Raw genomic sequence first — 12,886 nt, 5'->3', positions numbered from 1 at the left:
AAAGTATTTTAAAAAGATATAGATAAAAGAAAAGCGGACGAAAGTCCGCTTCTAAAATTTAACAAAGCTCTTGTTTGCAATCATAAAAACAAGCACTAAACTCTTCTTTAGTCTGAAAGTTTTGAGATTTACAATAATCAAAGCACACTCTACATGTTGGTAATGCACCACCTAGAACAAGTTTTTGTTCTTTTTTTGTTAATGTCAATCCTAAGGCTGAAATGTTTTGTAACATAATTAGTTGTTTTAAATTTCTTAAAAATAGGATATTAGTACTCTTTAAACTTTTTAAAAACCGTAAAATAAGTAAGGCTTTCCCTTTTTTATATAAATATAAAAAAGGGCTAAAATTTAGTATTAATATAATTTATAATTAGTTAACAATCCTTAGTTATATGGTAGGTTGGAATATTAACATTTAGGTAATCAAAACTTAATTTTACTATGGTTAATCTATGTTTTCTCTAAAGTAGTTTTGTTGGTTATAAAAGATGAAATTGTTTGGTATGAGGTTGTTTTTTTTCTTTTTTTTAATAGTTACTACTAGTCTTGGTCAATCTTTAAAATTTAAAACATTAACAACGAAAGATGGACTCTCCAATAATTCAGTAAATGATATTATAAGTGATGTTAAAGGACGACTGTGGATTGCCACTTGGGATGGACTTAATCGTTATGATGGTAAAGATTTTAAAGTTTTCAAACATATAAATAACGACTCAACTTCTCTTGCAGGAAATGTAATTTATAGTCTACAAAGAGATGGGACTAAAACAATTTGGTGTTTAACAGATAATAATACCGTAAGTAGGCTTGTAAATCAATCAATCTTTCAAAATTTTTATTTTTCTGAAACTCCCGTTAACCTAAAGCTGTCAAAGAAAAATAATCTTGTAGTAGAAACTAAAAGTGGACAATATTTAGAGTTTGATGGAATGAGTTTCCTGAACGTAAACGAAACACAAGTAAAAACAAGCAAACAACTAATTAATGATCAATTATTACTTAACAAGTTTCCTGAAGTAATTATTAATGAATCTTATCAAGACAGAAAAGGAAATATATGGTATGCAACAAGAAAAAGTGGGCTTTATGTAATAAGAAATAATCAGGTAGATATTCACGAAACAAAAATAGAGCACTATACCTACGATTTATATAACCCTTACAGTTTTACAGGAAATGAAATTGAAAAAATTTATGAAGACAGCTTTGGTAACATCTGGTTAGGTCATAAAGATGGAGGATTAAGTATGGCTTACGTTGGGTCTGAACATATAAACACTATTGCTCCCCATCCTGTAGAATATAGACATTTGCCTAATGAAACTGTAAGAGCTATAACAATGGACAACGATAATAATCTTTGGTTAGGTTATTATACCAAAGGATTATATAACTATAGTAAATCAGACAAATGTTTTATTAAAAAACGATTAGAGAAAGCAAAAGAAAATAAAGACTGGGAAAGAATACGTAGTTTATATACAGCAACAGACGGTTCTATTTGGGTTGGTACCTATGCAGGACTAATTCACATAAATAAAACAAAAGTGTCTTATTACGCAGCAAAAGAGAATCCTTTACTACCAGCAAATAGGATTTATGCAATGACAGAAACTAACGATGGTAGAATTTGGTTTGCTTGTTGGGGAGGAATTGCAGTGTTCAACACAAAAGAAAATAAGTTTGAAGATGTTGAAGGAAGCGAGCTTTTAAAAGCATACCATATTCGAGACGTTTTTGTTAATGGTGAAGAACTGGCTTTAGCAACAGAAAATAATGGAATGATCCTATTTAATAGGAATAATGGAGAAAAACATCACCTTACTACAGAAAATGGTTTAACAGGTAATAGTGTATATAGTATTGATAAAGATGAAGAAACAGGGTTGTATTGGATAGCAACTTTGGGGGGAGTAACAGTTTTTGATCGTAAAAAAGGAGTGATTAAGACCATTTCAGAAAAAGAAAACTTACCAAGTCATATGGTTTACAGTGTAATTCCTAAAGAAAAAAATGTATGGGTAAGTACAACTAAAGGTTTAGCTTCTATTAATAAAGAAAATTATAAAGTAAATATATTACCTCCAGAAGAAGGATGGCAAGCACCAGAATTTTCAGAAGGAGCTTATTATCAAGATACCAAAGGAGTGTTGTATTTTGGTGGAATTAAAGGCGTAAATTATTTTGCTCCAGAATTAATAAACTTTAATAAACAACTTCCTCAATTAGTTTTAAAAATAGATGGTGTAGAGAATAGAAGAGATATTATTAAAAAAGCATTTTCAGAAAATAATATCAGCCTAGGTATAACTCCTGTAGCCTACCGAAAAAATCATAAAAATTTAATTTTATATAAGTTGAAAGGCTTTGATAAAGATTGGAGAGTGTATAGAACAACCCCTATTTTATATAAGAAAATACCACCTGGAGAATATGTTTTAGAAGTGAAAAATAGTTTAAGTGCTTCTAAAACAAATATATTTTCTATAAAAATAGTAATAGCCCCACCCTTTTATAAAACCTCTTGGTTTGCATGGAGTTTAGCATCAGGAGGGGTAATTATACTCATTTTAGGTTTAGGGTATAAAGTTCGTAAAGATAAAATTTACCAAGAAAAACTTAAACAAAAAATTAATGAACGAACAGCTATAATTAATAAGCAGAAGAAAGACTTAATAAAAGCTAATGCAAAGCTCGAAAACCAAAACCGAAAAATTATCAAACAAAAAGAAGAAGTACTGGCTTTACATCACAAATTAAAAAACGAAGATTTTGAAATAGATAAATTTAAAACGTTTGTACTGGCAGAGTTTAAAAAGCCATTAATGCAAATGCTACAATATAGTCAGCAAAATAACATTCCAAATGAAATACAAACAAAATTAGTTAGTCAAGCGAAAACCATGATAGATGTATTAACGGAGTGGGATTTTCTAGAGCAAGTAAACCGTATAAACACTACAGAAAAATCCGTAATAAAAATCAATACATTCTTAGATTATTTAACGCAAAATTTAGAACGAAAATTACTACAATCACAAATAACCCTTAGCTATCAAACCCAAGTAGAAGACAAGTGGATAACTATTGATTTACTTCGTTTTAAACTTTTTTATAAATATATTTTCAATGACTTTATAAAGTATAGTAATCAAGGTAGTAACATACAAATAACCTATACCGAAAAAGAAAACAAACTAATACTAAAAGTAAATTCTGATAGTGGTATTTTAGTTAATAATATAAAAAGTTTACAACGCTATAGTCCTTATTTTAAAGCAGCGAAAGATTTACTATTAGAATTAAATGGAAAGTTGGATATAAATAATTCTGAAGAAGGAATTATTTCAATAAAGGTAGAAGTACCCTTTCACAAAGTAACCTCAGAAAAAGCCTCAATGATACAGTGGAATCATATAGGGATGATAAATGAGCTCCCACAAGGCAAGCATAAAGTGTTGGTATTGACTAGTGAAATGAACTATGGGATATTACAATCATTATTGGGAGAAGAAACTTATCATTTAATATTTGAAAACAATGTAGATAAATTATTTTCAGCACTTTCAAGTCTCAATGTAGATACTATAGTATTTTATGATGTAAAACTTACAAATAAAGTAGTACAGTTCTTAGAAAACCGTAAAGAAAATATAAAACTATCTAACTATCCTATATTATACCTATCAGAAGAAATTGGATACTTTCAAATGGAAGAAATTACTAAATTAGGAATAGATGTTACCATTCAACTTCCAGTAAGTAAAACTTTTTTACAAGCAAAGCTAACCAACTTACTAAGTAGTAGAAAAAAACTGTTTGAAACAAAAAATCACATCGGTTGGATTGAGAATCATAAAGACGAGCAATTACTATCACCAAACGAAAAGCTAGTAAAAAAGGCACTTACCTATATGCATGAGTGCTTGCACAATCATACTTTTAATATTGAAAGTCTTCAAGAAAAATTAGAAATATCTAAAGTAAAATGCTACCGTGTTTTTAAAGAAATACTCAAACAATCTCCTTCAGAAGTGCTAATTAGCCTAAGACTTCAAAAAGCACAACACTTATTAGGTCAAAATGTATTAAACATTTCAGAAATTAGTTTTGAGTGTGGTTTTGCCAATCCAAAATACTTTAGCAGGCAATTTAAAAAGCATTTTAATATGAGTCCTAAAGCTTACAAAGAACAAAAAGTAGTAGCATAAAAGTTAGCTTCAGATTAGGCTAATGTTAGCAGAAGGTTACTGAAACAAAAGTGTAAGAATTAAGGTGTTTTTATGAGGCTTTTTGAAATATAAGTACTCCTTTTTGAAACCATTTGACCCTCTTTAAAAAGCATCTTGAAATAGATTCGTCTCAGAATCAAAACCTAAATTATCAAATGAAAAAACACTATTTATTTATATTGTTATTATGTTTCGGGGTAGTCTCCGGAACGGTAGCACAAACTATCTTAAAAGGTACAGTTGTATCTAAAATAGACGGTGAACCCATTCCTGGAGCAACTGTTCTTGTTAAAGAGCAAAGTAAGAATGGAGTAGCTACCGATTTTGATGGTAAGTTTACGTTAAGTGTAAATAAAGGGAAAGGAACTCTAATCGTTTCTTTTATAGGGTTTCAAAAAACTGAATTTCCTTTTTTAGGAAACCAAGAATTTTCAATAGCGCTTAATGAAGAATCAAGTGTACTAGATGAAGTAGTGCTAATTGGTTATGGTAGTGCAAAAAAAGGAGATCTTACTTCAGCGATTTCAACCGTAGAAAATATTGAGTCAATGTCTAGTAGACCAGTATCTACGTTAAATGATTTTCTTCAAGGAAGCGTATCTGGGGTAACAGTTTTGCAACAAGGAGGAGATCCATCTGAAGATGGTAGAGTGGTTATTAGAGGATATGGTTCTTTTGCAAATGAAGAGCCACTAACGGTTGTAGATGGTGTGCCTTATTATGGTCCATCGATTAATCCAAATGATATTGCATCGGTGTCAATACTAAAAGATGCAGCAGCTGCTGCCATTTATGGAGCACAAGCAGCTTCTGGTGTTATTGTAATTGAAACTAAAAAAGGGAAAAAAGGAAAACCAAGAATTAGTTTTGACTTTTATAGCGGTGTGCAATCAGCAGCTAAATTACCTACACCTTTAAATGCAAAGCAACAAGCAGATGTATATAATATGGCAGCAGATAATGCAGGTGCTCCAAGACAGTCTGCTCACGAAGCAGAACAAAATCCATGGGGTCAAGTAACACGTACTAATTGGATGGATGCTATTTTTAGATCAGGAGCTATGTACAATACCAATATGAATATAAGTGGTGCTACTGATAAGATGAATTATATGACCTCTTTTGGTTATCATAAAAAAGAAGGATTATTACTAAATACCTATTCAGAACGTTTTTCTTTTAGAGTAAAAACAGACATACACCTTACAGATAATATTACCATAGGTGAAAATGTGTATTATTCAAGAAGTGAAGCAGTAGGTACAAACTCAACAAGTTCTTACTCAGGTAGTATTGTAAATGCATTATACATGCCGTCATCTGCACCTATTCGTGATGCAAACGGAAATTTTAGTGGAGTAGTACCAGAAAATTTATCAAATTATGCAGGAGCTTACGGAGACGTATATAATCCTGTAGCCTTGTTGTTACGTCCAGATATTAGTAATCCTGTTAATTACTTAAACGCTAACGTATATTTTAACTACGACATTACGGACGGGTTAAAGTTTAAAACGAGTTATAGTTATAGTACTACGGATACGAAATATAAAAAGTTTTCTCCAAAAATTCCTGAGTTAGGAAGAACGAATTTAAACAATTATTTATATCAGAGTTACTCAGATACTAAGCGTTGGGTATGGGATAATCAATTAAGCTATAAAAAGAGTTTTGGAAATCATAATTTAGATCTTACCGCTGTTTACTCGTCACAGTTTACTGATTACGAATACTATTTCCAGCAAGGAGAAGGGTTTAGTAGTGAAGAACCTTTCAATCAATTCATGTCTAATGCATCAGTAATTAGAACTCCAGAGATAGATGTGTACGAGGATGCTTTAACTTCTGCAATAGGAAGGGTATTATATAACTATAAAGGTAAGTATTTCTTATCAGGAAGTATTCGTAGAGATGAAACCTCACGTTTAGCTAAAGAAAATCAGGCAGACTATTTTCCATCAGCTTCAGCAGCATGGAAAATATCAGGAGAAGATTTCTTTAATATTAAAGCTATCAATAATTTAAAAGTAAGAGCATCTTGGGGACAAATAGGAAATATCAACTCTGTAGGATATTACTCTTTTGATGTTCCTTTAAACACCACAAATGTTATTTTAGGAGCAGATGGTTCTTTAGACGATAAAGGTACGTATGTAGGAAGACAATCAAACCCTAATCTTAAATGGGAAATTTCAGAATCTTTAGACTTTGGAATTGATATGAATTTATTCAACAATCGACTTTCTATTGTTGCCGATTATTTTGAGAAAACAACAAAAGGAATGATTATTCCTGGACTAGAAGATATTCACCAAGGAACGTCGGCTGCTGATGTAAATGGAGGAGAAGTTAAAAACACAGGATATGAATTTGCAGTTTCGTATAAAGATTATGTAGGAGACTTAAATTATAGTATTAGTGCAAACGCTAGTTTTCTTGATAATGAATTAAAGAACCTTAATGGCTATAACAGTAGTGGAATTGATTATATAGCACACTCAGATAATGTTAGAAGCACATTATATCCATACAGGTCTGTAGTAGGGAAAGAATTATACGCTACATATTTAGTGCCTTACTTAGGAATTTTCCAATCACAAGAAGAAATCAATGCACATAGTAAAGATGGACAATTAATACAGCCCAACGCAGTACCGGGAGATTTTAAGTTTCAAGACACAAACAACGATGGTAAAATAGATAATAACGACCGTGTTTTTATGGATAGTTATTTACCAGAAGTAACCTATAACTTAGGGTTAAATTTAGATTATAAAGGGTTTGATTTAAATATGAATTTCCAAGGAGTAGGAGGTGTTAAAGTATTTAATGCATATAAGTTTACAGCTTTCAACGCTTCTCAACAAGGGTATAATTTAGACAACGGAGTGTTAAATGCTTGGACTCCTGAAAATACAAATACAAGCATTCCGAGGTTGTCTACACAAGATAATAATCAAACGTACGGAACCACTTCAAGCTGGTACTTAGAAGACGCTTCCTACTTACGACTTAAAAACGTAACACTAGGTTATACAGTACCAACAAGTAAAATGAGTTCTGTATTAAGTCAATCATCATTAAGAATCTATGTTTCAGGAGAAAACCTGTTTACAATCACAAACTATAGTGGAATGGATCCTGAAGTAGGAGGTAAGGGATTAGATGTTGGTAGATATCCTTCAGCAAGAACTATCTCAGCAGGAATATCATTGTCATTATAACAAAATAAAAAATAAGAAGATGAAAAATACATATATAAAACTAATTGCATACATCGTAAGTATTCAAGTAGGATTTGTTTCCTGTTCAGATGACTTTACAAATCTAGATCCATTAGGAAGTACTTCATATGAAAACTTTTGGAAAACAGAACAAGATGCTTTGGAAGCAGTAAACAGTTTATATTATTATATGAAAGATGATGATATGTTTGGAAGAGGATTCTTTTGGTACATTAATGCATCAGATGATATGGTAACAGGGCGACTAAATGCTACAGCAGATAATGTGAGAAATTTTAATATAACAGGAGATGAAGGATATACCTCTTGGATGTATCCTCAAAGTTATAAGATAATAAGGAGAGCGAACGATGTTATTTTAAATGTTCCGAAAATGAATATTAGTCAGTCAACTAAAAATCGTTTGTTAGGCGAAGCTTACTTTATGAGAGGGTTTCATTATTTCTGGTTAGCACATACCTATGGAGATAATGATAAAAATGGAGGTATCCCTATTGTTACCGAAGATAATATGAACAATGAAGCAGGAAGTTATAAACGACCACAAAGCGTCATAGAAAATTATGAATTTATTGTTAAAGACCTAAAAAGAGCAGCAGATTTATTACCTCTTTTTACTGAAATGGGAGAAGGTGATTACGGACGAGCACATAAAGATGCAGCCTTAGCGTATATTGCAAAAACCTATTTGTATTGGGCACAATATGACAGTTCTAAATATGCTAATGTGGTAACTTATTGTGATGCAGTAACAAATTCAGGATCAGGTAGAGCACTTATTGATACAGATAATCCAAAAAAAGATTTCAGATTGTTGCACAGTCATCTTAATAACTGGACGAGTGAATATATTTGGTCTGCTAATTCAGGTGTTGAAGGCGGAAGTATTTTACCAGGTGTAATGTTAGAAAATAAAGGCTGGGGGCAATATAATGGTTGGGGATATTATACACCAACAGAAAGCCTGTATAACGAATTTGAACCTAACGATGCAAGAAGAGAAGTAACCATCTTAAAATTTGGAGACGAATTTGAATTTTTTGGAGAAACAAAAAGATACCAGTCAGAAAACTCACTATCAGGGTTTCAGTTCAACAAATACATGTATGAGTATACATTTGAAAATCCAGTAGGAGCTTATATAAATTCCAACGGTAACTCACCAACAACACTATATAATACTCCAATACTGCGTTATGCAGAAATATTGTTAATGAAATCGGAAGCATTAATACAACAAGGAGGAAACGGAGATGCTGATCTAAACAGCGTAAGAGAAAGAGCAGGATTAGCTCCAGTTACCAATGCTACATTAGAAGATATAAAACACGAAAGACGAGTTGAGTTTGCTGGTGAGTTTGCAAACAGACACTACGATTTAGTACGTTGGGGAGATGCTGCTGAAGTATATAGTAAACCTTTGTATGGTAGAATTCACACAGATAGATCAAACCCAGATTCAGATTACACTGTTGAACAAGTGTGGCAAGCAAGAAATTTTGACCCTAGTTATATGCATGTATGGCCAATTCCTAATGAAGCGATTATCTCTTCAGGAATTAAGCAAAACATAGGATGGTAATTTTAGTCATTTTTTTAATTTAAGTTTAACAAAAAGATGTCGTTAAGGCGACATCTTTTTTATAAATGCATAAAATGAAATTTATTCAAAAGATATTTTTATACCTAATATTAGGGGTAGGAGCTATACAAGCACAAACCTCAAATTATACTTATAAAGTACATTCTCACAACGATTATAAACAATCTGTTCCTTTTTGGAAAGCCTATGCAGCAGGAGTTCATTCTTTAGAAATAGATGTAATATTAAAAAATAACACCCTATTTGTAGCACACGAAACAGCTGAAATTATTAATAAGCATACTATAGAATCACTTTATTTAGAGTCTTTACGAACAGCGTTAAAAAATGATCTTCAACTTACACATAAAATACAGTTGTTAATAGATGTAAAGTCAGAACCTTATAGTACACTAAATCGCTTAGTAAAAACTTTAAAAGGATACCCAGATCTTACTAAAAACAAAAATATACAGTTTGTAATCTCAGGCGGAAAACCACAAGTTAAAGACTATGCAGATTATCCAGATTATATACAGTTTGATCATCAAAAACTAACCAAAATTTTAAACCAAGAAGCTTGGAATAAGGTTGGGTTAATCAGTGTTGATTATAAAAACTATTCTGTATGGAACGGAAAAGGAAGAATGGTTGCAGATGATCTTAAAAGAGTAAAAAAAGTAATTGAAACAGCACACAATTTAAATAAACCTTTCCGTTTTTGGGGAGCCCCAGATTCTGAGTCAGCTTGGAAAGTTTTTACAGATTTAAAAGTTGATTTCATAAATACCGATCAACCTTTTGAAGCTACTAAATATCTAAAAAGTTTATCAAAAAGGATAAGTTTCAATAAAGAAAAATCAGAAGTTTATAAACCTACATTTGCCTACGATCAAAAAAACAAAAAAGTAGAAAACATCATCTTATTAATTGGTGATGGAAATGGAGTATCTCAAATTTCAGCAGCAGCTTTGGCGAATGGTGGAGACTTAACATTAACTCAATTAAGAAGTGTTGGGTTTTTAAAAACACAATCTTCAGACGATTTTACAACAGATTCTGCTGCAGGAGGTACAGCTATAGCAACAGGAACCAAAACATACAATAGAGCAATTGGTGTAGGACCAGATGGTAAACCAGTAAAAAACATCAGTGAGTTATTAGTAGAATACAATTATAATATAGGTTTAATTACTACTGATGAAATTACAGGAGCAACTCCATCGGCTTTTTACGCACATCAAAAAGATAGATCACATATGCAACAAATAGCTACAGATCTTGAAAAAAGTGAGATTTCATTGTTTATAGGTGGTGGAGCAAAACACTTCTTAAATAAACAAACGATGCCCTTCAGTATTAAAAATACTATTGAAGAAATTACTAACGATGAAGAAAAAGTAGGAGTTTTTACAGCAGAAGGAGGCATGCCAGGAATCAAGCAAGGAAGAGGTAATTTTTTAGCAAAGGCAACCCAACGTAGTTTGTCTTTTTTAAACTCGAAAAAAGAACCATTTTTATTAATGGTAGAAGGAGCTCAAATAGATAGTTATGGACATTTTAACGATACCCATGGAATTATAGCAGAAGGAATTGATTTTGACAAGGCGGTAACTGAAGCGATAAAATTTGCAGATGCTAATAAAAATACCTTAGTAATTGTTACAGCAGATCATGAAACTTCAGGATTTTCTATTCCACAAGGAAATGTAGAAAACCATATGATTGAAGGAGACTTTACTACTCACGATCATACAGGAGCAATGGTGCCTTTGTTTGCATACGGTCCACAATCAGATAAGTTACAAGGAGTTTATGAAAATAGCGATCTTTTAGGGAAGATTCTAGAAGTCTTAAAGATAAAAACCAATGAATAAATCAATATTTATTTTCAGTTTATTAGTGCTTATGGTGCAAGTAGCTTTAGGGCAATCGCCTAAAATTTTAGGAAGAGTTTATCATGATAAGAATCAAAATGGAATTTATGACAAAGGAGATAAAGTTCTTAAAGGTATACTTGTAAGCAATGGAAAAGATGTTGTAGCAACCAATTCTAAAGGAATTTATAAAATAAAACCTTTACAAAATAATCCACTATTTGTTGTCAAACCAAAGGGGTATGTTTCACCACGTACCCCACAAAACAACTTGAAGTTTTACTATTTATCTCAAGAGTTAACTAATAAAAAATCATTTGATTTTCCGTTATATACTAATAAGGAAAAAGACAAGGTGAAAATAGCGTTGTTAGGAGATCCTCAATCAGATGTAATTGACGATATTCATCATGTAAGCAAACTAGTTACAGAAGAGCTGGTTAAGAATAAACCCGACTTAATAATTCCATTAGGAGATCTTTCGTTTGATAATCTTGACATATTTAAACCATTATCAGAAACCTTAGGACTAGTTGGAGTTCCAGTATTTTATGTAATAGGGAATCATGATTTAAACTTTGGAGAACAAGAGTTTTCTAACAGAGATAAAACCTTCGAAGCTTCGTTTGGACCTTCGTACTATGCTTTTGAATACGGAAACAACCTGTTTTTGGTGCTCAACAACAATTTCCCAATAAATAATCGTGAGTATATAGGTAAGTTTGATGAAGATCAATTAACATTTGTGTCTCACATTACTAAGAAGTTTGCAACCAAGTATAACTCAATAAAAGTTTTTACGCATATCCCTTTGGAGTATACAAGTAATAAGGAAGAATTCATATCATTAATGAATCCTTTTGACAAAGTATTGGTTGCTGCGGGGCATACACATACACAATACCATAGCTACTTTCAAAGAAATCAGAAACAAGCAGTACATCAGCTAGTAGGAGGAGCGGTTTGTGGTGCTTGGTGGCAGGGAGCACACGATATTCATGGAGTTCCTTTTGCTATGATGTATGATGGTACCCCAAAAGGATATTGGTTCTTAGAAACAGAAGACAAAGATTATCATCTTAGTTATAAGGTTTCAGGAGCACCTATAGAAAAGCAAATGCATATTTGGGTTCCAGAGAACAAAGGATGGGATACAGAAATGAACATTTTAAATGAACCTTATGTATATGCGAATGTGTTTGCAGGAGGAGAATCTACAAAAGTTGAGGTTTCTTTTGATGGTACAACATGGCAATCTATGGAGTATTATCAAGGAGTAGCACCAGAGTTAAAAAGATTTTATTTACTGCAAGAATTAGGAAGGTATAAAGGACAAAAACTATCTAAAATGCCCAAACCAACTACAAAAAGTAAACACCTATGGAGGCTTAAAATATCTGAAAACCTTTCAAAAGAAATGCATTTAATAAGAGTTAGAGTGAAAGACGACTTATTAAAATTACAAGCAGAAGACGTAAGAGTTTTTTACAAGCAATAACAAAAGAAGGGGAGTTTCTCGATAACGGTCATTTCGAAAGAGGTTACAATTGAGAAATCTTTTTCTTGGTTTCAGTCACCTCGAAGATAGCTTACGAAGTAAGTTGAGAGGTCTCAAAGTTAAGATTAACTCCCATTCATGAGATTTCTCAGTCGCTCATAAAATCGCTTCTTCGAAATGACCGTTTTAGATTCATGAGATTACGTCACTTTCCACTTTGATTGTGCTCAATGTTTGTTCATAATAACGTTGAAATGTCAGTTCGAGTGATTTTGTGTAACTAAGTGGAACAAAATAGTATCGAGAACCTTATTGTTATTCTTTTTCCATTGATGAAAAAGAACCAAAAAATCTAGTCTTTCGAAACCTTCACTCTAAAATTATCATCCTCGAAACTAAATGAAAAGAACTCGCTATCGCTCAAACAGCTTTTCATTTATAACGTT

At 32.0% G+C, this 12,886-nt stretch carries 6 protein-coding genes; 5 read left to right on the top strand and 1 reads right to left on the bottom strand.

Annotation, left to right across the window (positions count from 1 at the left end; translation table 11 throughout):
- Positions 1-58 precede the first annotated feature (58 nt).
- Positions 59-235: a hypothetical protein gene (locus Q4517_RS05490; protein ID WP_303507133.1), complete on the bottom strand. Its 177-nt coding sequence runs from the start codon at positions 233-235 to the stop codon at positions 59-61.
- 271 nt (positions 236-506) lie between these two features.
- Here Q4517_RS05490 and Q4517_RS05485 point away from each other — a divergent pair, with 271 nt between their 5' ends.
- The 5 genes from Q4517_RS05485 (at position 507) to Q4517_RS05465 (ending at position 12,440) form a co-directional block, all read left to right on the top strand.
- Complete coding sequence (locus Q4517_RS05485) at positions 507-4,217, top strand: two-component regulator propeller domain-containing protein (protein WP_303507131.1); 3,711 nt, start codon at positions 507-509, stop codon at positions 4,215-4,217.
- A 176-nt stretch (positions 4,218-4,393) separates the two neighbouring features.
- Entirely contained in the window at positions 4,394-7,462 is a 3,069-nt protein-coding gene (locus Q4517_RS05480; RefSeq protein ID WP_303507129.1) for a TonB-dependent receptor, read from the top strand.
- 19 nt (positions 7,463-7,481) lie between these two features.
- Positions 7,482-9,065, top strand: coding sequence for a RagB/SusD family nutrient uptake outer membrane protein (locus Q4517_RS05475; RefSeq protein WP_303507127.1), 1,584 nt, complete (start codon positions 7,482-7,484; stop codon positions 9,063-9,065).
- A gap of 74 nt (positions 9,066-9,139) precedes the next feature.
- Complete coding sequence (locus Q4517_RS05470) at positions 9,140-10,942, top strand: alkaline phosphatase (RefSeq protein WP_303507125.1); 1,803 nt, start codon at positions 9,140-9,142, stop codon at positions 10,940-10,942.
- Positions 10,935-12,440, top strand: a complete 1,506-nt coding sequence (locus Q4517_RS05465) for a calcineurin-like phosphoesterase C-terminal domain-containing protein (protein ID WP_303507123.1) — start codon at positions 10,935-10,937, stop codon at positions 12,438-12,440. The genes Q4517_RS05470 and Q4517_RS05465 overlap by 8 nt, the downstream gene beginning before the upstream one ends.
- Positions 12,441-12,886 lie beyond the last annotated feature (446 nt).

It is taken from the genome of Tenacibaculum sp. 1_MG-2023 (genome assembly GCF_030547425.1).
Lineage (GTDB): Bacteria > Bacteroidota > Bacteroidia > Flavobacteriales > Flavobacteriaceae > Polaribacter.
Note: the sequence above shows the minus strand (reverse complement) of the source record. Positions and strands in the feature narration are given on the sequence as shown.

Bases quoted from the DNA above. Each gene is read 5' to 3' on its own strand.
- Q4517_RS05490 (WP_303507133.1), bottom strand. From the start codon at position 235: ATGTTACAAAACATTTCAGCCTTAGGATTGACATTAACAAAAAAAGAA.
- Q4517_RS05485 (WP_303507131.1), top strand. From the start codon at position 507: ATGAGGTTGTTTTTTTTCTTTTTTTTAATAGTTACTACTAGTCTTGGT.
- Q4517_RS05480 (WP_303507129.1), top strand. From the start codon at position 4,394: ATGAAAAAACACTATTTATTTATATTGTTATTATGTTTCGGGGTAGTC.
- Q4517_RS05475 (WP_303507127.1), top strand. From the start codon at position 7,482: ATGAAAAATACATATATAAAACTAATTGCATACATCGTAAGTATTCAA.
- Q4517_RS05470 (WP_303507125.1), top strand. From the start codon at position 9,140: ATGAAATTTATTCAAAAGATATTTTTATACCTAATATTAGGGGTAGGA.
- Q4517_RS05465 (WP_303507123.1), top strand. From the start codon at position 10,935: ATGAATAAATCAATATTTATTTTCAGTTTATTAGTGCTTATGGTGCAA.